Below are 23466 nucleotides of genomic sequence, written 5' to 3' on the forward strand. Positions count from 1 at the left end.
GCGATCAGAGGGCGGGAACAGCGGGCGCCGCGGGCGCGGCCGGATCGGAAACGGTATCCGTGGGGACCGTGTCGGCGACCGAGGGACGGGCGGACATGCGTTCGAAATGGCGGGCGAGATTGGGATGCGCGTCGCGCCAGTCGATCTCCGGATAGCGAAAATCGAGATAGCCGAGCGAACACACCACGGCGACGTCGGCCAGCGTCAGGCGATTGCTTGCGCACCACTGGCGCTCGTCGAGCCCGCGCGCCATGGCCCGAAGGCTTTCCCGGATCTTGCCCAGTTGGCGGTCGATGAACTTCTGCGAGCGCGATGCTTCGTCGTGGTACATGGTTTCGACACGGATCTGCACGGCGGCGTCCGTCAGCCCGTCGGCCAGCGCTTCCCAGCAACGCACTTCGGCGCGCTCGCGGCCCGACGGGGGAATGAGCTTGCCGACCGGCGACAGGGTGTCGAGGTATTCGCAGATGACCCGGGAGTCGAACACGGCTTCGCCGTCCTCCATCACGAGGCAAGGCACCTTGCCGATCGGGTTCGACTGCTGGATGCGGGTGTCGTCGGCCCAGACGTTCTCCAGTTCGAGCTTGTAGTCGAGCTTCTTCTCGGCCAGCACGATGCGGACTTTACGAACGTAGGGACTGGCGAGGGCACCGATCAACTTCATGTGAATCCTTGATAAATCGCTGTAGCGCGGGGAAGAGTATAACGTGCGGGATGGCCGTTGCCGGGGAATGGTAAAATACTGGCCTTTCCGAGTTGGCACATCGCCGGCTCCCCCGGTTTTCTTTTTCGGTGCCTAGTGCCATGTCCGACGAATTCTCCCCATTGACCGCGCTCTCCCCGCTCGACGGCCGCTACGCCAGCAAGACCGACGCCCTGCGCCCGTGGCTGTCCGAGGCGGCGTTCATGCGCAATCGCGTGAAGGTCGAAATCCATTGGCTGATCGCCCTGTCCAAGGCCGGTTTCGCCGAAATCGCCCCGTTCTCGAGCGCGGCGGAGACGTTCCTCCTGAATCTGGCCGCCAACTTCTCGAATGCCGACGCCCAACGCATCAAGGACATCGAGAAAGTCACGAACCACGACGTGAAGGCCGTGGAGTATTGGCTCAAGGAGAAGGTGCAGGGGCAGGCGGAACTCGAAAAGGCGAGCGAATTCATCCACTTCGCCTGCACCTCGGAGGACATCAACAATACGTCGCACGGCATGATGCTCAAGGGCGCGCGCGACGAAGTGATTGTGCCGGCGCTCGAATCGCTGGTCACCAAGCTGAGCGAACTGGCGCGTGAACACGCTGCCCAGCCGATGCTCTCGCGCACGCACGGTCAGCCGGCCTCGCCGACCACGCTCGGCAAGGAAATCGCCAATGTGGCGGTGCGTCTGGCCCGCGCGCTCGAACGCATTCGCCGCGTGGAACTGCTCGCCAAGATGAACGGCGCCGTCGGCAACTACAACGCGCACCTCTCAGCCTATCCGGAATACGACTGGGAGACGTTCTCGAAGACCGTCATCGAACAGCGTCTGGGCCTGACGTTCAACCCGTACACGATCCAGATCGAGCCGCACGATTACATGGCCGAACTGTTCGACGCGGTGGCCCGTGCCAACACGATCCTGCTCGACCTGAACCGCGACGTGTGGGGTTACATCTCCGTCGGCTACTTCAAGCAAAAGACGAAGGCCGGCGAAATCGGTTCGTCGACCATGCCGCACAAGGTCAACCCGATCGACTTCGAGAACTCGGAAGGCAACCTCGGTCTGGCCAACGCCGTGCTGCGCCATCTGGCCGACAAGCTGCCGGTCTCGCGCTGGCAGCGTGATCTGACGGACTCGACCGTGCTGCGCAATATCGGCGTGGCATTCGGCTACAGCCTCCTCGCGTACGATTCGTGCCTGCGTGGTCTGGGCAAGCTCGAAGTCAATCCGCAACGTCTGGACGAAGATCTCGACAATACGTGGGAAGTGCTGGCCGAGCCGGTGCAGACCGTAATGCGCCGCTTCGGTGTGCCGAACCCGTACGAACAGTTGAAGGAACTCACGCGCGGCAAGGGCATCACCCGCGAAGCGCTGCAAACGTTCATCAAGCAACTGGCGATTCCCGAAGACGCCAAGGCGCGTCTGCTCGAAATGACCCCGGCGAACTACGTCGGCATCGCCGAATCGCTTGCCAGGCGCGTTTGATCGCGTCCGCGTGAAGTCGGGAGATCAAGACGTAGACAGCCCACCGCTTTACCGGCAGCAAACAGGACGGGCCGCTTTTGCGGCCCGTTTTGCATGGCGCTTGCGTGCCGCCGGGCCGCCCCGTCCCGGCCTTGTCTGGGGGTTCTGTCCTTATGACAACCGTGTCATACCAGTAGTGTCATATCCATCGTCATATCAATACGCAAGTTGGTGTGTATCATAGCGGCACAAACCATAAGGAGAATCCCACAGATGAAGTTCACTCTCGCAGTTGCCGCGCTTGCCGCAGCCGTCGTTCCGGCCCTTGCTCACGCGCAGTTCGCCAAGGCCGATGACGCCGTGGAATACCGTCAGTCGGCCCTCTTCCTGCTGGGCAATCACTTCGGCCGGATCGGGGCGGTCGTGAAGGGCGACGCACCGTTCAACAAGGATGACGTTGCGAAGAACGCCGAACTCGTCGCCACGCTCTCGAAGCTGCCGTGGCCTGCCTTCGAAGGCGGTCAGACGAACGGCAAGAGCAAGGCCAAGCCGGAAGTCTTCTCTGACAAGGCGAAGTTCAAGGACGCCGCGGAGAAGATGGAAACGGCCGTCGCCAAGCTCAACACCGTGGCCAAGGGCGGCGACCTCGCGTCGATCAATACCGCTTTCGGCGAAGCTGCGCAGACCTGCAAGAGCTGCCACGATAACTTCCGCGCCAAGTAAGCGGCGGCGGCCTCCGGGCGCGTCGACGTTCCAAAAGAAGCCGGTCGTCTGCCTGCGACCGGCTTTTTTTCTGGGCGACGCCGCCGTCAATACGCGGGCAGTGCCGCGACCGCGGGCGCCAGATTCACCAACCGGTACACCAGCGCCGAGGCCAGTACGATCAGCACCAGGGCACCGATGCGCACGCGCCAGTCGTCACGTGCCGGACGCGCCGGCACGGACAAGTGCTTGTCGCCCAGGATCATCGGTTTGATGAGATCGGTCTTGCGCACGACCCGGTAATACACGATGGCGAGCACGTGTAACGCGACGAGCGCGACGAGCACCCACTGATTGCGCAGATGCCAGCCGGTAAGCATGTCGCTCGTATCCTTGTCGATGAACTTCACGAGCGGCCCGTCGTTGAAGATGTCGTCGTTCGAGAACAGGCCCAGTCCGACCTGAATGCCAAAGAAGACCAGCATGGCGATGACCGATAGGCCGCCCAGCGGGGTGTGCCCGGCAAAGCGGACCGCGGGCTCGGCGGCGCTGGCGCTGTCGTGGCTGGTGCGCCCCTCATGCCCCGTGCCGGCATCACCGGCACCGCGCAGTGAGCGCCAGACGGTGCGCGGACCTGTAACGAATGCCGAGAAACGCGCATAGCGCGGACCGGTAATGCCCCAGACCACACGAAAGATCAGCAATGCGAGTACGGCGTAGCCGCACCAGAAGTGGTAGATCATCGCGTTGCCGCCGGTCTTGGCCGTCACATACGCCGCGACGGCGAGCACGACAAACGACCAGTGGAACAAACGAGTGGGCAAGTCCCAGATGCGGATCGGCTTCATTGGCGTGAAATATCGTAAATGTCGTAAAGGGGCGAATGCCGCGAGATTACCGCAAGCCCATGGCGTGCGCACGTTCGGACGAGCGGGTTGTGCAGGTTGGGTGGTTGCCCACCGCTCGTGGCACGCGTTCGCTGGCAGGCTGGCGGACATCCTCGACGCCTGTCCCGCATGCGCCCGCGCACGTGGCCGCTCGCTCATGAATCCTCTGCCCGCCGACCGCCCGATCCCGGTACACGCGCTCAAGACATCGTACCGGCTTCCTTGCCTGCTGCGTCTGAGCGCCATCGTCATGCTCGCGACATGGGCCGGCAATCTGCTGATTCGTCTGCTGGGCGTGGCGACACTCGCGCCCGCAGCATGGACGCACACCAATGCGCATGAATGGCTGTCCTGGCTCTGGTACGGCCTGCGTTACGACGCGTTGCTCGTCAGTTGGGGGATGCTCGCGTGGCTGCTGCCGCTTGCGATATGGCGTGCGCGGGGCGCGGCCAAACCAATGGCACATACCGCCTTCGCGGCTGGCGTGATCGCGTGGTTCATCGTGGCGAACGGGCTGGCCTTGGCGGAGCATTGCCATCTGCGCGACTTCGGTGCGCCGTTCGGCCCGAGCCTCTTCGGGGCGCTCGACGGATTCGGCGCACGCAGTGAAGATGCCGCGTTCGCGATGCACGGGGCGACGCATCTGCCGTGCGCCGGTCTGGCCGCGGTATGTGCCGTCTGTCTGGGCGCGGCGCAGGCGTGGTGCACACTCCGCTTCGCGCTGGTATCCGCGCGCGAGGCGACCTGGCAGGACGCGGTCGTACAGGGGTTGGTGATCTCGACACTGCTGGTCGTCGGGTGGGGACGGCCAGCCGCCCGTCTCATGGAGGAGGAGGGAATCAGCGTGGCGCGCGAGGCAACGCTGGACGACCTGCTCGTCAACACGCCCGTGCGGCTGATCCTCGCGCTCAAGGCGTACCGGGCAACCCGCGTCGACGGGGACGGGGACTCGCCCGAACAGGCCGCTGCCGATGCATTGCGATCCCGGGGTTTTGCCGATGCCGCTGCACTCGTCAAGGCGCTGAAGAACGACGGTGAGCTGGCGTCCGACCAAGGCGAGCCGCCGGGCGACGATGCCACGGCCGTCCTGCTGCGCGCGCCATGGCATCGCACGCCCGTCAACGATTTGCTCGCCGCGCATCCGCCACACGTCGTATTCGGCCTGATGCAGGGATGGGGCGGTTATGGCCTGTCGCTCGACGCCGACGCTTTTCCCATAGCGGGTGCCATGCGCAGGCATCTCGACGCGGGATGGTGGTATCGGCACGCTGTCGCGTCGCGCCCGGATACATTCTCCACCCTCGAACATTTGCTGCTCAACAGCGGCAATCCCGGCTCGCTGCGGCCGGACATTGCCGCGAGCACAACGTTCATCGGCGCTGCCGCACGGCCGTTTCGGCGACGTGGCTATCGAACCGTGTTCGTGTACGGCGGTGCGCGCACATGGCGCGACGTCGGCCGCATCGCGCGTCGACAGGGATTTGACGGCGTCGTGACGCAAGCGGAGATCGTCGCACGCTATGCGCAGGCCGACGCGCGCGGCTACGGCGTCTACGACGGCTATCTTTGGCGCTACGTGCACGACATGCTCGAAGACGCCGACGCGAAAGGGCAGCCGCTGTTCGTTTTCGTGCTGACGGCGGGCAATCGTTGGCCCTACAACGTCCCCGACGACGCCGCCACCGGCCCGTTCGATCTCACGAAGGGATGGCGTGCATCGCCCGTGGACGATGCCGAGCGCGAAACGCGCCAGCGTGGTGTGCGGGCGTATCGCTATGCGATGGACGCGCTGGGCGACTTCATCGACCGTCTCAAATATTCGCCGATGAGTTCGCGCACGATTCTGGCGGCGACCGGCGATCATCGCGCGCCGCAGTGGCGCGACGGGGAGAACGCGTCCTTGTCGCCTTTCGAGCAGTATCACGTGCCGATCTATCTGCGGGTGCCGGCTGCCTATGTGCCCGCAGGTCGGCCGCGACTCGACGACTTCGTCGGTCATCGCGACATATTTCCGACGCTGTACCACCTCGCGCTATCGGATACGCCCTACGTCGGATTCGGCGAGCCGTTGTTCGGCGAAGTCCCGTCCGGGCGGCGCTACGCCGTGGCGCAGCAGCGCTACCTCTTTTCGACGGCGGGCGCGCAGGATCTGCGCAGCGGTGTGACTTATGCGCACGCCGGGGCGGGCGATGCCGAACGGCTGGCGCAGCAGGTCGCCGATGCGAATGCATCGCTCGCGCTGACGAACTGGTTTGGCGAAATGCAGCGGCGCGTGAGACAGACGCCGAACCCGGCGCCGGCATCGACACCGGCCCAGACGCCCGGCGTCGCTCAGGACGTGACACCGGACGTGACACGGGCCGCGGCACCGGTTCAATAACGTTGGCCAACGTCGGACGGATGGGCAAAAAAACCGCCGGACATGCCGGCGGTTTTTCAATGCTTCTTCGATGTTTCGCAGCGAGTCGATCAGACGCGCGCGCCGAAGTTGGGGTCGTTGCGATCGACACCTTCCTCGCCATCCTTGTTGCTGTGCTTGATGAGGTCCTCGCGCTTCACGCCGAGCCACATGGCGAGTGCTGCGGCCACGAACACCGACGAGTAGATGCCGAACAGAATCCCCACAGTCAGTGCGAGTGCGAAGTAGTGCAGCGTCTGGCCGCCGAAGAAGAACATCGACAGCACCATCATTTCCGTACTGGCGTGGGTGATGATGGTACGCGACATGGTCGTCGTAATCGCGTGATCGATGACTTCCTGCACCGTCGCCTTGCGCATTTTGCGGAACGTCTCACGAATCCGGTCGAAGATAACGACCGATTCGTTCACCGAGTAGCCCAGCACCGCAAGCACCCCCGCGAGCACCGCCAGCGAGAACTCCCACTGGAAGTAGGCGAAAAAGCCCAGAATGATCACCACGTCGTGCAGGTTGGCGATTACGCCGGCCACCGCGAATTTCCATTCGAAGCGGAACGACAGATAGATGATGATGCCCACGACCACGAAGGTCAGCGCCAGCAGACCGTCGGTGAACAGTTCGTGGCCGATCTGCGGACCAACGAATTCCACGCGACGCAGGGATACGTCGGGCGTGTCGGCCTTGAGCGCGGTCATCACGGCGTCGCTTTGCTGCGCGCTGGTGACCTGCTTGCCGTCCGGACCGTTCTGGATCGGCAGCCGGATCATCACGTCGCGCGAGGTGCCGAAGCTTTGCACCTGCACGTCGCGATAGCCCAGCTTGCCGACTTCACCACGGATCTTCTCGAGATCGGCTGCCTGCGTGTAGGCCACTTCCATGACCGTACCGCCGGTGAACTCGATCGACAGGTGCAGCCCCCGCGTGAGCAGGAAGAAGACCGCCGCCACGAAGGTCAGCGCCGAGATAACGTTGAAGATCAGGGCGTGCCGCATGAACGGCACGTCTTTCTTGATGCGGAAAAATTCCATGACTGTTTCCTCTCGCGCCTGCGGTTATTGCTCGCCCGCGTCGGGTGCGCCCGTCGCACCGTCGGGGCGCCAGACCTGACCGATCGCCAGCGACTTGAGCTTGCGACGGCCGCCGTACCACAGGTTGACCAGACCGCGCGAGAAGAACACGGCGGAGAACATCGAGGTCAGGATACCCAGGCAGTGAACCACGGCGAACGCCCGCACCGGACCCGAGCCGAACGCCAGCAGCGCCAGACCGGCGATGAGCGTGGTCACGTTCGAGTCCAGAATCGTCGCCCATGCATGTTCGAAGCCCAGCGAAATCGCTTTCTGGGCCGATGCGCCGGCGCGCAATTCTTCACGGATACGTTCGTTGATCAGCACGTTCGCGTCGATGGCCATACCGAGCGTGAGCGCGATAGCGGCGATACCCGGCAACGTCAGCGTGGCCTGCATCATCGAGAGCACGGCCACGAGCAGCAGCAGGTTGAACAGCAGGGCGATGACCGAGAACACGCCGAACAGCATGTAGTACATCATCATGAACACGGCGATGGCGATCAGGCCGTACAGCACCGAATCCACCCCCTTTTGCACGTTGTCGGCGCCAAGGCTCGGGCCGATCGTGCGTTCTTCGATGATTTCCATCGGCGCGGCGAGCGAACCGGCGCGCAGCAGCAGCGCGAGATCGTTGGCGTTCTGCGCCGAGCCCATGCCGGTGATCTGGAAACTCTGGCCCAGTTCGCTGCGGATATTCGCCACCGTCAGCACTTCGCCCTTGCCCTTTTCGAACAGCACGATGGCCATCGGCTTGCCGATGTTGTCTCGCGAGACGTCGCGCAGCACACGGCCGCCCGCAGCGTCGAGCTTGATGTTGACCGACGGTTGCTGGTGATCGTCGAAGCCCGCGGAAGCGCTGGTGATGCGATCGCCGCTGAAGATCACCTGACGCTTGAGCAGTACCGGCGCACCGTTGCCGTGCAGGAACAGTTCGTCCTGCGGCGGCACCGGCGTGTCGGCCGAGACGATGCGCGGGGCGTCCGGGTCGGCCAGACGCGCTTCGAGCGTTGCCGTACGACCGATGATGTCCTTGGCCTTGGCCGTGTCCTGCACGCCGGGCAGTTGCACCACGATACGGTCCGGCCCTTCCTGCTGGATCACCGGTTCGGCCACGCCGAGTTCGTTCACCCGGTTATGCAGCGTGACGATGTTTTGCTTGACGGCGTTGTCCTGCACTGCGCGGCGAGCCGCTTCCGTGAACGCGCCCACGACCTTGAACGTGCCGTTCGCAGCGGCTTGCGTGGTGTAGGCGAGGTCGGGCAGGCCGTCGGTCAGCGCACCGCGAGCGCGCTCGGCGTCTTCCTGCGAGCCGAACGCCGCTTCGATGCCGTTGTCCGTGCGCGTCACGCCGTTGTGGCGGATGTTCTTGTCCCGCAGCAACGTGCGGGCATCGGCGGCGGCCGCATCCAGACGCTTCGTGATCGCGCCGGCCATGTCGACTTGCAGCAGGAAGTGCACACCGCCACGCAGGTCGAGACCGAGGTACATCGGCAGCGCGTGGATCGAGGTGAGCCAGCCCGGCGAGGCGGACAGCAGGTTGAGTGCCACGACATAGGTCGGGTCGGTCGCGTCGGTATTGAGCGACGACTGGAGAAGGTCCTTGGCGCGCAGTTGTGTGTCGGTATCGGCAAAGCGAATACGCACGCTCGGGTTGTTGCCCGTGCCGTCGAACACGGCGCCGTTGTAGGCGATGTTCTGTGCCTTGAGCGCGTCTTCTGCGCGCGAAAGCGTCGAGGGATCGACCTTGACGGTCGCCTTGACGCTGGAAATCTGTACCGCCGGCGTTTCACCGAACAGGTTCGGCAGCGTGTAGAGCACCCCGATGGCGAGAGCCACCAGAATGACGATGTATTTCCAGAGAGGATAGCGATTCATAGCGGCGGGCTAGGGTGATGCCTCGTGGCAGACCGGACTTCAGACCGTCTTGCAGGGCGGTCGCGGCCGTGTGGACCGGCGCCGCCATGCACTGCGGCCGCCGGTAAGGGCGGCCGCAAGCGGTTGTGCGAAGGATCAGAGCGCCTTGATGGTGCCCTTCGGCAGCAGCGTGGTGATTGCGCCCTTCTGCACGTTGATTTCGACGTTCTCGGCGATCTCAATGGTCACGAAAGTCTCGCCGACCTTCGAAATACGACCGGCCAGACCGCCCGAGGTCACGACCTCGTCGCCCTTGGTCAGTGCGGCCAGCATATTGCGCGTCTCTTTCTGACGCTTCATTTGCGGACGGATCATGATGAAGTACAGCACCACGAACATCAGCACGAGCGGCAGGAAGCTCATCAGGTTGCTGGTCGGGCTGGCGGCGCCTGCCGTCTGAGCGAAGGCTTCGGAAATCAGCACGTTCGGTTCTCCTTATGTAAGACGTGTAAAAGCCGCGTGTGCCGGTCTGACGGACACGCGCGGCGTGTGTTTCGGTGCGAGGATGCAGCATCCAAGCCCGGCATTTTACCACTGCCCGACCCCGTTCCCCGGGGGATTCGGTGCCCGATGCAAGCGCGTCGGGCCTCGGCCATCTCAGTGCACGCCGCGCGCGCGATCGGCCTTGAACCCGGCGACGAACGCGTCGAACCGGTGCGCTTCGATGGCATCCCGGATTTCCTGCATCAGCGTGAGATAGTAATGCAGGTTGTGGATGGTGTTGAGCCGCGCACCCAGAATCTCCCCGGCTCGCTGCAAGTGGTGCAGATAGGCGCGCGAGAAGTTTCGACAGGTGTAACATCCGCAAGTTTCGTCCACGGGACGGGTATCCGCCTTGTGCGACGCGTTGCGCACCTTCAGATCGCCGAAGCGCGTGAAGAGCCAGCCGTTACGCGCGTTGCGGGTCGGCATCACGCAGTCGAACATGTCGACGCCTGCGGCCACCCCGGCCACCAGGTCTTCCGGCGTGCCCACGCCCATCAGATAGTGCGGCTTGTTCGCCGGCAGACGCGGCGCCACGTGTTCCAGCACGCGCATCATGTCTTCCTTCGGCTCTCCGACCGACAGCCCGCCGATGGCGTAGCCGTGGAAATCGAGCTCGGACAGGCCGGCGAGCGACTCGTCGCGCAGATGTTCGTACATGCCGCCCTGAACGATGCCGAACAGCGCGTTCGGGTTCTCAAGGCGGTTGAATTCGTCGATGGAGCGCCGGGCCCAGCGCAGCGACATGCGCATGGACTGCCCGGCTTCCACTTCCGTGGCCGGACGGCCGTCGATCTCGTACGGCGTGCACTCGTCGAATTGCATGACGATGTCCGAATTGAGCACGCGCTGGATCTGCATCGAGATTTCGGGCGAGAGAAAGAGACGGTCGCCGTTGACCGGAGACGCGAATTTCACACCGTCTTCGCTGATCTTGCGCAGATCGCCCAGACTGAACACCTGAAAACCGCCGGAATCCGTGAGAATCGGGCGGTCCCAACCCATGAAGCGGTGCAGGCCGCCATGCGCGGCGATCGTCTCCAGCCCGGGGCGCAGCCACAGGTGGAAGGTGTTGCCGAGGATGATCTGGGCGTTGTTCTCGACCAGTTCGGCCGGCGACATCGCCTTGACCGAGCCGTAAGTGCCGACCGGCATGAAGATGGGCGTCTCGACCACGCCATGGTTGAGCGTGACGCGTCCCCGGCGGGCTTGCCCGTCGGTGGTGATGAGTTCGAACTTGAGCATGTGTCGTGCGCCCCGGCACCACCGGCAAAACAAGCCGGCGCCCGCGCGGGACGTCAAAAAAGCGGCCAGCGCCCCATGCGCGGCCAAGGCGGTATTGTACTGGGTCGCACGGCCGCGGTTCGCGCGGCCAGGCGGATTCAGGCGGCGGCTTTCGGCGGGTGCCGGATTTCGACGCGTGAGAGGATCATCGCGTCGCCATAGCTGAAGAAGCGGTACCGCTGTTCGATGGCGTGGCGGTAGGCCGCGCGGATCGTCTCCATGCCCGAGAACGCCGACACGAGCATGAGCAACGTCGATTTGGGCAAGTGGAAGTTGGTAATCAGACGATCCACAATCTGGAAGCGGTAGCCCGGCGTGATGAAGATGTCCGTCTCGGCGCTGCCCGCGCGCAGTGCGCCCGGGGCGCCGCCGTTGGCCAGCGCGGCCTGAGCGCCCGACTCCAGGGCGCGCATGGACGTCGTGCCCACGGCGATCACGCGGCCGCCTCGGGCACGGGTGGCTGCGATGGCGTCGACCAGTGCCGGCGTGATTTCGTACCACTCCGAGTGCATCTTGTGCTCGCCGATGTTATCCACCCGCACCGGCTGGAACGTGCCCGCACCGACGTGCAACGTCAGCGCGGCGCGCTCGACGCCCAGTGCATCGAGACGAGCGAACAGGCCGTCGTCGAAGTGCAGGCCGGCGGTCGGCGCGGCCACGGCGCCCGGGTTGCGGGCGTAGACGGTCTGGTAACGGGTTTCGTCGGCGGCGTCGGCATCGTGCTCGATGTATGGCGGCAGCGGCAGACGTCCGTACGTTTCGAGCAGCGTGTAACAGTCGGCGGGGAAATGCAGCGTGTAGAACGGCTCCACGCGTTCGCCGACCGTGACCTCGAAGGCATCGGCCAGACGCAGCACGGTGCCCGGCGCGGGGCTCTTGCTGGCGCGGATCTGGGCGAGGACGGTGCGCGTGCCGACGACGCGCTCGACCAGCACTTCGATCTTGCCGCAGCTTGCCTTCTGGCCGAACAGACGCGCCTTGATGACGCGCGTGTCGTTGAACACGAGCAGATCGCCAGGGGCGAGCAGGCCGGGCAGGTCGGCGAAGTGCCGGTCGTACAGATGGGGCGGCGTGACGCTGCCGTCGACCTCCAGCAGGCGGCTGGCGGTGCGCTCCGCGAGCGCGGTCTGCGCGATCAGTTCGGGCGGCAGGTCGAAATCGAAATCGGAAAGGGTATACATCAGCGTTTACAATGCGTAGCAACCGCCATTTTACTTGGTCCGCACGAAAGCCTCCCAAGCTCCCGACACCGCGACTGCATGACCGAACGCAGAATGCCAGCCTCCGTGCCTGACGACGCCTCCGCCGACCTCGTGGACTTTGCCGACGCCGCGAGCCCGCGGGCGGGCGCCCCCGCCCGTCCCGCGGGGAAAACGGCCGGACGCGGTGCAAAGGACAGTGCCCAAAGCGCAGCCACGGCAGTCACCGCGCCAGCCACGCAAGCCGGTGCGGACGTTGCCGCAGCGCAGACCTCCAAAGCCTCCAAGGCCTCCAAAGCCGCCGGCAAAGGCAAGGACGGCAGGCCTGCCGCAAAAAAAGCCGCGGGCAGCGCCGACAAGCTCGCGAAGCTCGGCCTCAAGCGCGACATCGATCTGATCCTGCATCTGCCGATGCGCTACGAGGACGAGACCACGTTGCGCAAGATCGGCGAAGTGCTGCCGAGCGAACTCGCGCAGGTCGAAGGCGTGGTGACGTCGAGCGAAGTCGCCTATCGTCCGCGACGCCAATGGGTGGTACGCATTGCCGACGACGGTCACGAATTGGTACTGCGTTTTCTGAAATTTTACGGCAGTCAGCAAAAGCAGCTCGCCATCGGTACCCGGGTGCGCGTGCGCGGCGAAGTCCGTGGCGGCTTCTTCGGACTGGAGATGGTGCATCCTGCATATCGCGTGGTGCAGGACGCCGCCGCGCCGCTGCCCGAATCGCTCACGCCGGTGTACCCGAGCGTGGCCGGTCTGTCGCAGGCCTACCTGCGCAAAGCCATCCACAACGCGATGGATCGCACGCCGTTGCCCGAATTACTGCCCCCCGGATTGCTGCAAGACGCGATCGGGCCGGACCATCCGCTGCCCGCGCTCGCGGACGCGGTCCGGCTGCTCCACGCGCCGCCGCCCAACGTCTCCGAGACGGCGCTCATGGAGCGCTCGCATCCGGCGTGGTTACGCATCAAGTGCGAGGAGTTGCTCGCGCAGCAGCTCTCGCTCAAACGGGCGCAGGCAGCACGTCGGCGCCTGCGCGCGCCTGCGCTTGGCGAACATGTGCCGGGTGGCCTGCTCGAACGCTTCGAAGCTGCGCTGCCGTTCCGTCTGACGGGCGCCCAGCAACGCGTGTGGACCGAGATCCGGGCCGATCTGGCCGAGGCGCATCCGATGCAGCGGTTGTTGCAGGGTGACGTCGGCAGCGGCAAGACGATCATCGCGGCGCTTGCGGCGGCACAGGCCATCGACGCCGGTTTTCAGGCGGCGATCATGGCGCCGACGGAAATTCTCGCGGAGCAGCATCTGCGCAAGCTCTCGGCGTGGCTCACGCCGCTGGGCGTGCAAGTGGCGTGGCTCGCGGGCAGCATGAAGGTGAAGGAAAAGCGCGAAGCGCTTGCGCGCGTGGCCAGCGGCGAAGCGCAACTGATCATCGGCACGCACGCCATCATTCAGGACACGGTCACGTTCGCCCGTCTGGGCATGGCGGTCGTGGACGAGCAGCATCGCTTCGGCGTGGCGCAGCGTCTCGCGCTGCGCAGCAAGATGCAGACGGCGGGCATGGGGCCGGAGGCGATGCCGCATCAGTTGATGATGAGCGCCACGCCGATTCCGCGCACGCTCGCGATGACGTACTACGCCGATCTCGACGTCTCCGTCATCGACGAACTGCCCCCGGGGCGCAGTCCGGTCGTGACGAAGCTGATCAGCGACACGCGGCGTCCGGAAGTGATCGACCGCGTGCGCGCAGCGGCGCTCGCCGGGCGGCAGGTGTACTGGGTGTGCCCGCTGATCGAGGAGAGCGAAGCGCTGCAATTGCAGACCGCCGTCGATACGCACGCGCAATTGGTTGCGGCGTTGCCGGAGCTGCGTGTCGGTCTCGTGCACGGGCGTTTGTCGCCGGCCGAGAAAGCTGCGGTGATGGAGGACTTCACGCGCGGCGACACGCATCTTCTCGTCGCGACGACGGTGATCGAAGTCGGCGTGGACGTCCCCAACGCATCGCTGATGGTGATCGAACACGCCGAGCGCTTCGGTCTCGCGCAGTTGCACCAATTGCGCGGACGTGTGGGGCGTGGCTCGGCCGAGTCCGTCTGCCTGCTGATGTACGCCTCGCCGTTGTCGATCGGTGCGAAGGCCCGCTTGCAGACGATGCGCGAGACCACCGACGGCTTTGTCATCGCGCGCCGCGATCTCGAGATCCGTGGCCCAGGCGAGTTTCTGGGGGCGCGCCAGTCGGGCGCGGCCATGCTGCGATTCGTTGATCTGAACGAAGACGCCTGGCTGATCCCGGGCGCGCAAGACGCTGCCCAGGCGTTGCTCAAGTCGCACCCGGGCGCGGTAGCCGCGCATCTGGAGCGATGGCTCGGGGCGCGGGAAGACTATCTGAAAGCCTGAGGTGGGCTTGACCCATGCATGATCCTCGCCGCGCTCGCCGCGGCGGGGCGGGAAGATGACGGCAAGGACGTCGTCCGAAAACGGGCAATTGCCGTCCGATTGTGCTATAAAAAACAAAATCTATCGATTGCAGTGATTCGATTAATTTACACAGGTTAGGACGACATGACCCTCACGGAACTCAAGTACATCGTGGCGGTGGCGCGGGAGCGCCATTTCGGTCGCGCGGCGGAAGCCTGTTTCGTCAGCCAGCCGACGCTATCGGTGGCCATCAAGAAGCTTGAAGACGAGCTGAACGTACAAATTTTCGAGCGCGGCGCCGCCGAAGTCAGCGTGACGCCCCTCGGCGAGCAGATCGTCGCTCAGGCGCAGCGAGTGCTCGAACAGACCATCGCCATCAAGGAAATCGCCAAGCAGGGCCGCGATCCGCTCGCCGGACCGCTGCGGCTTGGCGTGATTTACACCATCGGGCCGTATCTGCTGCCGGCGCTCGTCAAACAGATGATCGAGACCACGCCGCAGATGCCGCTGATGCTGCAAGAGAACTACACGCTCAAGCTCATCGAGTTGCTCAAGCAAGGCGAGATCGATGCGGCCATCATGGCGCTGCCGTTCCCGGAGAGCGGGCTGATGGTGCGTCCGCTGTACGACGAGCCGTTTGTCGTGGCGCTCCCGCGCTCGCACCCGTGGGCCGGTCGCGAGCAAATCGACGCCGGCGATCTGAAGCAGGAAACGATGTTGCTGCTCGGCAGCGGCCACTGCTTCCGCGATCACGTGCTCGGCGTGTGCCCGGAGTTGATGCGCTTCTCGCAAAATGCGGACGGCATTCAGAAGACTTTCGAAGGCTCGTCGCTCGAAACGATTCGCCACATGGTCGCCAGCGGCGTGGGCATTACCGTGTTGCCGAAGACCTCGGTCCCCGAGACGCAGGCGCCGGACAGCCTGTTGAGCTACGTGCCGTTCTCGGCGCCGGTGCCCGACCGCCGTGTGGTGCTGGCCTGGCGCAAAAGCTTCACGCGGCTGCCCGCCATCGAAGCCGTTGCGCAGGCCATCGCCCGATGCGATCTGCCGGGCGTGATTCCGCTCGATCTGCCCGCCACCTCCAACTGATCGCGGGCGGGATCGGCCGGTCGGGCCGGCCTCGCCTCGGTCGCCCGTGTCAGGACGTCCTCTGGCCGTACTCCGAGTGCAGTCGGGCCCAAGCAAAGCCATCTTGAAGCCATACGCCGCCGCCTCGTGCCGCGGCGTATTGTTTTTGCCTATTTGATATATAAAAACGATTAATTCGACTGTTTTAATTGAAATTATTAATATTGCCATGCGTGTCTGCCACCGCCGTTGCCGATAGGCAGGGTCGTCAGATACCGATGACCGCCCCGCAATCAGACGCATTCGAAGGTGCCCGCGATGCCCCGACTCAAAGCCTACTTGCACGACATCGAAACCACGCTGGAACACGTACTTGCCGACTTCGCCCTGATGGGGGCGTAAGCCGGGAACGATTGCCCGATCAGGAACCAGGAAACAGGAGAGCGTCACATGTCCGACTCGAAGAAACTCACCACCGCCGCCGGTGCGCCGGTTACCGACAACCAGAACACGCTCACGGCAGGTCCGCGGGGGCCGGCGCTGTTGCAGGACGTCTGGCTGATCGAGAAGCTCGCCCACTTCGACCGCGAAGTGATCCCGGAGCGCCGCGTGCACGCGAAAGGCTCGGGCGCGTTCGGCAAACTCACCATCACCCACGACATCACGAAGTACACCCGCGCCCGTGTGTTCGAGTCCGTGGGCAAGGAAACGCCGGTGTTTCTGCGCTTCTCGACGGTGGCCGGAGAGCGCGGCGCTGCCGACGCCGAGCGCGACGTGCGCGGCTTCGCCCTGAAGTTCTACACGGATGAGGGCAACTGGGACCTCGTTGGCAACAATACGCCGGTGTTTTTTATTCGCGACCCGCTCAAGTTTCCCGACTTCATCCACACGCAAAAGCGCGATCCGAAGACCAACATGCGCAGCCCCACCGCGGCGTGGGACTTCTGGTCGCGTTCGCCCGAATCGCTGCACCAGATCACGATCCTCATGAGCGATCGCGGAATTCCGAAGAACCTTCGCCAGCAGCACGGTTTCGGCTCGCATACGTTCAGTTTCATCAACGCCGCCAACGAGCGCTTCTGGGTGAAATTCCACTTCAAGTCGATGCAGGGTATCGAGAACATGACGAACGCGCAGGCAGCGCAGGTCGTCGGTCACGACCGCGAGAGCCATCAGCGCGATTTGTTCGAGGCCATCGAGGCGGGCAACTTTCCGCGCTGGCGCATGCAGGTGCAGGTGATGCCGGAGGCGGATGCCGCCACTTATCGCTTCAATCCGTTCGACGTGACGAAGGTGTGGCCGCACGGCGACTACCCGCTGATCGACGTGGGCGTGCTGGAGCTCAACCGCAATCCGGAGAACTATTTCGCGGACGTGGAACAGGCGGCGTTCAATCCGGGCAATGTGGTGCCGGGCATTGGCTTCTCGCCGGACCGTCTGTTGCAGGGACGCCTGTTCTCGTACGGCGACACGCAGCGTTACCGCCTTGGCGTGAATCACAGCGCGATTCCGGTCAACGCACCGAAGTGCCCGTTCCACAACAGTTTCCATCGTGACGGTGCGATGCGCGTGGACGGCAACCTCGGCAGCGCGCCGAACTACGAGCCGAACCGCTACGGCGCGTTTGCGGAGCAGCCTGCGTATCGCGATCCGCAACTGGCGGTAGGCGCCGTGGCTGACCGTTTCGATCATCGCGACGACGATGACTATTACTCGCAGCCGCGCGCGCTCTTCCGCCTGTTCGACGATGCCCAGAAGGCGCGCCTGTTCGGCAACATCGCCGCGTCGATGCAAGGGGTGCCCGACGACGTGGCCGATCGTCAGATCGGTCACTTCGCGAAAATCGATCCGGCGTATGCGCAGGGCGTAATTGCCGCTCGCCGGGCGCTGGCGGAGTAATGCGTCGGGCAGGACGTGCGGCGAGAGGTCAGGCCGCAGGCCAGAAGGCGCGAATCGCGCCGATGCCGTAAGCGCCCGCATTGCGCGCGGTGGAAAGTGTCTCGGCGCGCATGCCGCCGAGCGCAAACACCGGCACGGACGTTTGCTCGGCGAGCGCGGTGAACGCCGGCCAGCCGAGCGGCGGGGCGTCGGGATGGGTTGTCGTGGCGAGCACCGGCGACAGGGTCACGAAGTCGAGACCGAGGCGCGTGGCCTGTGCGAGTTGTGCGGCGTCGTGACAGGCGGCGCTCACGAGACGCCAATGCGCGGGACGCGTGTCGCAGGCCATCAGACGTTCGCTGGTCAGGTGCCAGCCGTCTGCTTGCGGCACCGTTGCGGCGAGGGCGCCGCCGGTGACATCCAGCCAGCGATCCGCAACGTCGTGCGGGGGGTTGAGGATGAGCTGCGCACCAGCGGCGTGCGTGAGTGCCAGCGCGCTTTCGGCCAGCGCCCGGTAGCCGTCCGCATCGAGCGAGCGATTGCGAAGCTGCACCAGACGGGTGCCGCGGGCGAGCGCCTGCGCCAGTTGCGAAGCGAACGCGGCGATTTGCGTGCGCGATGCGACGTCCGGGGTGACCAGAAGCTGGCGTGGCAGGGGCTGGCCGTGGAGCGAAGCGTCGTGATCGACGGCACTCGCGCGCGACGTTCCGGCAGGACGTATGGGCATCGGCGGGCGGTAGGCGGCGCGACTGGCGTGCGCGCACTCGTTGGCGGAATCGTTCGGAATGTGCGAAGTGTAACCGGAATGATGCGCCGAACGTCTTGAGGAAAGTACGGAGGTCGATTCGCTCGCGCCCCCTTGTGCCCATTGTGCCCATTGTGCCCTTTGTGCCCTTTGTGCCCGGGCATCGATCGGGCGGCATTTTCATTTCTGCGCGTCTGCGGATGCCTCGCAGGACCGCACGACAAAAGGAGTCAATCATGGCAAAGCAACATCAGGCAAGCCACGTCGCGAGCGTGAATATCGGCATCAGCGACAAGGATCGCAAGCGTATCGTGGAGGGACTGAGCCGTCTCTTGGCGGACACCTACACGCTGTATCTGAAGACCCACAATTTCCACTGGAACGTGACCGGTCCCATGTTCAACACGCTGCATCTGATGTTCGAAGGGCAGTACAACGAACTTGCCGCGGCGGTGGACCAGATCGCCGAACGCATTCGTGCGCTCGGTTACCCGGCGCCGGGCACTTACAAGGAATTCGCGAAGCTGTCGTCGATTCCCGAAGCCGAGGGCGTGCCGGCGGCCGAAGACATGATCCGTCAGCTGGTCGAGGCGCAGGAGGCCGTGACGCGAACGGCACGCGCGATCTTCCCGGTCGTGGACGCCGCCTCGGACGAACCGACCGCCGACCTGCTCACGCAGCGCATGCAGATCCATGAAAAAAATGCCTGGATGCTGCGCAGCCTGCTCGCATGAATCGGGGAGGGCGCCGGAGCGTCCTCCCCCGCTATCGCATGCGAAGCATCATAGAGAAAGGGTGCGTTCTGCGATGCACTCCAGTACACTCGCCGGATGCCTTTCGACTGGCTCACCCGAAACCTCCTTGTCAGCCTGTTTCTGCCGCCGGCCAATGTGCTGGTGCTCGCAGGGCTGGCGTTCGTCTTCTGGCGGCGCTGTCCTCGCATCGGTCGCACGCTGGCAGTCGTTGCCGTGCTGGGCCTGTGGGCGCAGGCGATGCCATGGGTCGGCCAACAGCTTTCGCGTCCGCTCGAAGTCGGCAACGCTGTCGATCCGAAGACCCTCGACGTTGCGCCGCGGGTGCCCGGCAGGGCCTCCACGCGCGCGCAGGCCGTCGTGATACTGGGTGGCGGCGCCAGCTTCGGTGCACCGGAGTTCGGACGCGAGAAGGACGTGGATCTGAGCGACGCCACGCTGGGCCGGGTACGCTATGGGGCGTTTCTGGCGCGTCACGCGCAGTTGCCGGTGCTGGTCTCCGGCGGTAGTCCGAGCGGCCGCACGGCAGAGGCGCCGATCATGGCGCAGGTGGTGACCGAGGAGTTCGGCGTACCGGTACGCTGGGTCGAGGGACAATCGTTGAACACGGCGCAAAACGCCATTTTCAGTGCGCGCATGCTGACCAACGTCGGCGTGTCGCGTGTCTATCTGGTCACGAGCGCCTGGCACATGCGCCGCGCTCGGGAACAGTTCGAGCGCGCCGGCCTGACGGTGATACCCGCACCGTGCTGCCACGCCAACACGCTCGAACCGGACGCCGTTCCCGGCTGGTGGCCCACCCTCGACGGCATGCGCGCGACCCGTGCGGCGCTGCGCGAGTGGATGGCGTTGAGCGTGGGACATTGAGCGTGGGATATAGAGCGGCCGGCTGCCGGCGGGATGTCACGACGCTCCGGCATCGTGAGCGGAACGCAGGCGGATTTTTCCGGAGCCGGCACACATCGAAGCAGGCTTCATGAGTTGCCAACCCTAATCGAGAGAGACGTATGAAGACGAAAGCTGTCCTGAGTGCCGAAGACGTGCAGAAGATCAACGCCGCCGCTGTGGCGGAAGCCACCTCGAACGGCTGGAACGTGTGCATCACCATCGTCGACGATGGAGGGCACGCCCTGTCGCTGCATCGTATGGACGGCGCTGCCCCCAGCACGGCCATGATGTCGTTGGGCAAGGCGCAGACCTCGGCCGTCGGCCGTCGCGAGAGCGGTGCCTTCGAAGAGATGATCAATGGTGGCCGCTATGCGTTCCTGAGCGCACCGAACACCGCCATGCTCGAAGGTGGCGTGCCCATCGTCGTTGACGGCAATGTGATCGGTGCGGTCGGCGTGTCGGGCGTGAAGTCGGCACAAGATGCGCAGATCGCCCGTGCAGGCATCGCCGCTGTGACCGGCGCGTAACTACCTAACCACCGGCCGCGCGCCGGGCGTTTGCCGCCAAGCTCGCGTCGCATGTGAAAAAGCATCGCCAACGGACGTTGAGCGATGCTTTTTTATGCGCGTCGATTGCATGGGCACAAAAGAAAAACCCGTCCTGTCGAACGGGTTAAAGGCTTGTCAGGCCGGATGGCTCAACCTGAGGCTTGGCAGGCTGGGCCACGAGGAGAACATCAATGAAACCTGAGTGGATGGACAAAAAAGCGGCTTGGCTGGCGCGCAACGCAGGTAGAGAGGGGCTTGCCGTAACTACATGGGATCGCGTTGCGTTCGCTGGCTACTGCCAAACACCTCTTAGGCGAGGTGGTCCCCACAAAACTCGGTGAAGGTGGTGGTAAGGTCGTGGTCTTGCCGCCGCCAAAATCCTTTGCTTCCGTTGCTTGTTGCTTGCGTAAGTCCTTCGAACTCGACGGCTTACTTCGTCAGGATCAGCTTGCCGTAACGCGTGACGCGCAACTGATAAGTCTGCCCGTTGTGCAGGATGTTCAAGCACTGCGTGCCCTGGAACAGGTGATCGCTCGTCAGCACGCGGCCATTGGCCGGGCTGACCGGCTTCTCTGCCGCCGGGATTGCCACTTGCGTGCGCGACACCGAAAGGGTCCGGCGCGGTGCGGTGGCAGGCGTGGTCTGGCGGGCAGGGGGGTGGCTTGCGGTCATCTCGCTCATCCGTGTGGCTGACTGTGAGAAGAATCTTAAATGAGAATCATTCCCATTTAAATTTGAATTTGGCTATTGTGTTTTTCGATACGGTAGATTTTGGCTAAATCAAGAGTGCCGGACGGTGGAGATCGCCGTCCGGCAAACGGTTCGCAAACGATGTGCCGGCGGCACTGCGCTGAGCCTGTGCCCGGTCCGAAGCGCCGAATCAGCATCAAATCAGCGCCCAATCAGCCCGCAATCAGCCGAGTTCGCCTTGTTCGGCAAGCTCGCGGATCCGGCGAACGGTGTCGATGTCGGCTTCGCGGTAAGCCGATTTCACAAACTCGCTATAGCGGGTGTCGGCAGTCGCGGCATCTTCCGGCAGCGTCGTGCTGTATGTGAATCGTACGAAATAATGCGTCGGATTCGGTTCCTCGATACGCATGGTAAGGGTGCCACCGGCGTGAGCGTCGGTGGCTGCCGTCTCATAGCGCACGGACTGCTGAGCTTCGAAAACGACGCGGTCGAGCACCACCGTCTGCCCGAAGCGCAACTCGCGGTTGAGCGTCGTTTCGGTGCGCTCGTGCATGACGCACTCATCGAGCCCCAGCACGAAAGCCTCCGGCTGCTCGGCGCGCAGCACGAGGCCACGCCACAATTGATCGCGCGTGAGCGCGAGGGCCAGTGGGTTCAGGAGGTCGTTGACCTCGATCAGGTGTTCGTACTGCAAGACTATTTCCCCTTAAATCTCTTGAATCGCTTCGGTCCGGAGCGGACGGCGTGTGTATGACGCGCCGGCACCGCATCGGACATTATTCGACAAGCGAACTCTCGATGGCGACGGTGCCCGACAACACCTTGTGAATTGGGCACGCGTTCGCGATTTCCAAGAGGCGCTGGCGTTGTTCCTCCGACAAATCACCGGCCAGTTCGATCTTGCGCGTAATCTGCGTGGTCCCCGCGGGGGGCTTGCCATCGGGGTTCATCGCGAGCGTCACCTTCACGTCCTTGAGCGGCCACTCTTTGCGCCGCGCATACATATGCAGCGTGATCGACGTACACGCCCCCAGACTCGACAGCAGTAGCGCCGACGGCGCGGGACCCAAGTCACCGCCGCCGAGCAATTCGGGTTCGTCCGCGATCCATTCATGCTTTCCGTCCGATAGATGGGTGGTATATCCGGCGGCGCCCAGGTGGGCGGTGACAATCGCTTCTGCGGCCATAGTGGCTCCTGTAGGTCCTGAAAGTCGTGATCGGCTTCAATGAAAATGACCCGGCGAAGCACTGGGCCACAATGTACTCTGCTCACTCTGAGTATCATTGTGACCCAATTTCGCCGGGCCGTCGGGAATGATGCGAACCGCTGGCTCACGCCGTCGCGGCAGAAGTCGTTGCCACGAAATGCCGGACGTCGCGCACTCAGGTGCGCGACACCGAAGCGGGAATGTGCCCCATGCGTCCGGCCTGGAAATCGAGAATCGCCTGACGGATCTCACTCTCCGTGTTCATCACGAACGGGCCGTAACGCGCCACCGGCTCACCCAGCGGCTTGCCGCCGATGAGCAGGAACGACAGCGGCGTGTCGCCGTCGTTGCGCACGGTCACGCCTTCGCCCTCATTGCCGAACACGACCATCTGATGCGCCTTGGCGGCGGCGCCCTCAGCACCGAAGTGCCCTTGGCCGTCGATCACGTAAGCGAACACGTTGAAGTCGGTCGGTACCGGATGATCGAGCAGGGCCTGCGGCTGCAAGGTGAAGTGCTGATACAGGATCGGCGTACGCGTTTCGATGGCTGCGCGCGTTCCCAGCGCCTCACCGCCGATCACGCGCACGCTGACCTTGCCGTCGCCGCTTGTCGCCGTCGGAATACCCGATGCCGGGAGTTCCTGATAACGCGGCGTCATCATCTTGTCGGCGCTCGGCAGGTTCACCCACAACTGGAAGCCATGCATCTCGCCGCCGCGCTGCTGGAACGCATGCGAAGGTTCTTCCGAATGAATCACCCCGGCACCGGCGGTCATCCACTGCACGTCGCCGGGCGTGAGCTTGCCGGCGTGACCTTGCGAGTCGCGGTGCTCCATCTCACCGGCGAGCAGATAGGTGACGGTTTCGAAGCCGCGGTGCGGATGATCGGGCGCGCCCTTGGCATCGCCGGGGGCGACTTGCATCGGGCCCATCTCATCGAGCAGCAGGAACGGATCGAAGTCCATCATCATGCGCGTCGGGAACGGACGGTTGACGTGAAAACCGGCGCCTTCCTGCGTTTGTGCAGCCGTGAAGACGCGGGTGACCGGACGGGCATAAGTGGTGCTCATGGGGAAACCTCCTGTAGGGATGCGCGTCGCCACGGGAATGGACGGCATTGCGGCATCCGTTGTCATGTGCTCACTATATCGGGGCAG

The 23466-nt window shown here is 64.2% G+C and carries 21 protein-coding genes; 9 read left to right on the forward strand and 12 right to left on the reverse strand.

All coding sequences use genetic code 11. The features are described from left to right. Positions 1–4: 4 nt before the first annotated feature. Positions 5–664: a glutathione S-transferase family protein gene (locus AB870_RS04265; RefSeq protein ID WP_047907072.1), complete on the reverse strand. Its 660-nt coding sequence runs from the start codon at positions 662–664 to the stop codon at positions 5–7. Positions 665–804: 140 nt separating this feature from the next. On the opposite strand from AB870_RS04265, the gene purB reads away from it, so the two are divergent. Further along, on the forward strand, positions 805–2178 hold the full coding sequence (purB, locus tag AB870_RS04270; RefSeq protein ID WP_047907073.1) for an adenylosuccinate lyase: 1374 nt from the start codon (positions 805–807) through the stop codon (positions 2176–2178). A 252-nt stretch (positions 2179–2430) separates the two neighbouring features. Further along, complete coding sequence (locus AB870_RS04275; RefSeq protein ID WP_047907074.1) at positions 2431–2880, forward strand: c-type cytochrome; 450 nt, start codon at positions 2431–2433, stop codon at positions 2878–2880. Positions 2881–2966: 86 nt separating this feature from the next. Here the strand turns inward: AB870_RS04275 and AB870_RS04280 are convergent, their stop codons facing one another. Then, complete coding sequence (locus AB870_RS04280) at positions 2967–3707, reverse strand: cytochrome b/b6 domain-containing protein (RefSeq protein WP_047907075.1); 741 nt, start codon at positions 3705–3707, stop codon at positions 2967–2969. 196 nt (positions 3708–3903) lie between these two features. Between AB870_RS04280 and AB870_RS04285 the strand changes: the two genes are divergently transcribed. Continuing rightward, complete coding sequence (locus AB870_RS04285; protein ID WP_047907076.1) at positions 3904–6126, forward strand: LTA synthase family protein; 2223 nt, start codon at positions 3904–3906, stop codon at positions 6124–6126. Between the two features lie 89 nt (positions 6127–6215). Here AB870_RS04285 and secF read toward each other — a convergent pair whose 3' ends face one another. The 5 genes from secF to queA all read right to left on the reverse strand — a co-directional run bounded on the left by secF (position 6216) and on the right by queA (position 12097). Further along, entirely contained in the window at positions 6216–7193 is a 978-nt protein-coding gene (gene secF, locus AB870_RS04290) for a protein translocase subunit SecF (RefSeq protein ID WP_047907077.1), read from the reverse strand. Positions 7194–7217: 24 nt separating this feature from the next. Continuing rightward, a complete protein-coding gene (secD, locus tag AB870_RS04295) occupies positions 7218–9110 on the reverse strand; it encodes a protein translocase subunit SecD (protein ID WP_047907078.1) in 1893 nt (630 codons plus the stop codon). 135 nt (positions 9111–9245) lie between these two features. Then, entirely contained in the window at positions 9246–9512 is a 267-nt protein-coding gene (gene yajC / locus AB870_RS04300; protein ID WP_237170112.1) for a preprotein translocase subunit YajC, read from the reverse strand. A gap of 234 nt (positions 9513–9746) precedes the next feature. Continuing rightward, positions 9747–10877 carry a tRNA guanosine(34) transglycosylase Tgt gene (gene tgt / locus AB870_RS04305; RefSeq protein ID WP_047907080.1) on the reverse strand — a complete coding sequence of 377 codons (1131 nt, stop codon included), beginning with the start codon at positions 10875–10877 and terminating at the stop codon, positions 9747–9749. Positions 10878–11014: 137 nt separating this feature from the next. Next, positions 11015–12097, reverse strand: coding sequence for a tRNA preQ1(34) S-adenosylmethionine ribosyltransferase-isomerase QueA (gene queA / locus AB870_RS04310; protein ID WP_047907081.1), 1083 nt, complete (start codon positions 12095–12097; stop codon positions 11015–11017). A 78-nt stretch (positions 12098–12175) separates the two neighbouring features. Here queA and recG point away from each other — a divergent pair, with 78 nt between their 5' ends. The 3 genes from recG (at position 12176) to AB870_RS04325 (ending at position 17497) form a co-directional block, all read left to right on the forward strand. Then, entirely contained in the window at positions 12176–14509 is a 2334-nt protein-coding gene (gene recG / locus AB870_RS04315; protein WP_047907082.1) for an ATP-dependent DNA helicase RecG, read from the forward strand. Positions 14510–14674: 165 nt separating this feature from the next. After that, positions 14675–15619, forward strand: coding sequence for a LysR substrate-binding domain-containing protein (locus tag AB870_RS04320; RefSeq protein WP_047907083.1), 945 nt, complete (start codon positions 14675–14677; stop codon positions 15617–15619). A gap of 429 nt (positions 15620–16048) precedes the next feature. Further along, positions 16049–17497: a catalase gene (locus AB870_RS04325; RefSeq protein ID WP_047907084.1), complete on the forward strand. Its 1449-nt coding sequence runs from the start codon at positions 16049–16051 to the stop codon at positions 17495–17497. Positions 17498–17525: 28 nt separating this feature from the next. Here the strand turns inward: AB870_RS04325 and AB870_RS04330 are convergent, their stop codons facing one another. After that, positions 17526–18203 carry a thiamine phosphate synthase gene (locus AB870_RS04330; protein ID WP_084663314.1) on the reverse strand — a complete coding sequence of 226 codons (678 nt, stop codon included), beginning with the start codon at positions 18201–18203 and terminating at the stop codon, positions 17526–17528. Positions 18204–18457: 254 nt separating this feature from the next. Here AB870_RS04330 and AB870_RS04335 point away from each other — a divergent pair, with 254 nt between their 5' ends. From AB870_RS04335 to AB870_RS04345, 3 genes are all read left to right on the forward strand, one after another. After that, on the forward strand, positions 18458–18955 hold the full coding sequence (locus AB870_RS04335) for a Dps family protein (protein WP_047907085.1): 498 nt from the start codon (positions 18458–18460) through the stop codon (positions 18953–18955). 96 nt (positions 18956–19051) lie between these two features. Next, the gene (locus AB870_RS04340) at positions 19052–19840 is read left to right on the forward strand and encodes a YdcF family protein (RefSeq protein WP_047907086.1); all 789 of its coding nucleotides are present in this window, start codon (positions 19052–19054) and stop codon (positions 19838–19840) included. A gap of 140 nt (positions 19841–19980) precedes the next feature. Next, positions 19981–20388: a GlcG/HbpS family heme-binding protein gene (locus tag AB870_RS04345; protein ID WP_047907087.1), complete on the forward strand. Its 408-nt coding sequence runs from the start codon at positions 19981–19983 to the stop codon at positions 20386–20388. Between the two features lie 450 nt (positions 20389–20838). Here the strand turns inward: AB870_RS04345 and hemP are convergent, their stop codons facing one another. From hemP to AB870_RS04365, 4 genes are all read right to left on the reverse strand, one after another. Further along, positions 20839–21081 (reverse strand): hemin uptake protein HemP, encoded by a 243-nt coding sequence (gene hemP, locus AB870_RS04350; protein WP_047908786.1) that lies wholly within the window; start codon positions 21079–21081, stop codon positions 20839–20841. Between the two features lie 241 nt (positions 21082–21322). After that, entirely contained in the window at positions 21323–21793 is a 471-nt protein-coding gene (locus AB870_RS04355; protein WP_047907088.1) for an SRPBCC family protein, read from the reverse strand. 82 nt (positions 21794–21875) lie between these two features. Beyond that, positions 21876–22286 carry an OsmC family protein gene (locus tag AB870_RS04360; RefSeq protein WP_047907089.1) on the reverse strand — a complete coding sequence of 137 codons (411 nt, stop codon included), beginning with the start codon at positions 22284–22286 and terminating at the stop codon, positions 21876–21878. A 196-nt stretch (positions 22287–22482) separates the two neighbouring features. After that, positions 22483–23379: a pirin family protein gene (locus AB870_RS04365; protein ID WP_047907090.1), complete on the reverse strand. Its 897-nt coding sequence runs from the start codon at positions 23377–23379 to the stop codon at positions 22483–22485. Between the last annotated feature and the right edge of the window lie 87 nt (positions 23380–23466).

It is taken from the genome of Pandoraea faecigallinarum (assembly GCF_001029105.3).
Classification (GTDB): domain Bacteria; phylum Pseudomonadota; class Gammaproteobacteria; order Burkholderiales; family Burkholderiaceae; genus Pandoraea; species Pandoraea faecigallinarum.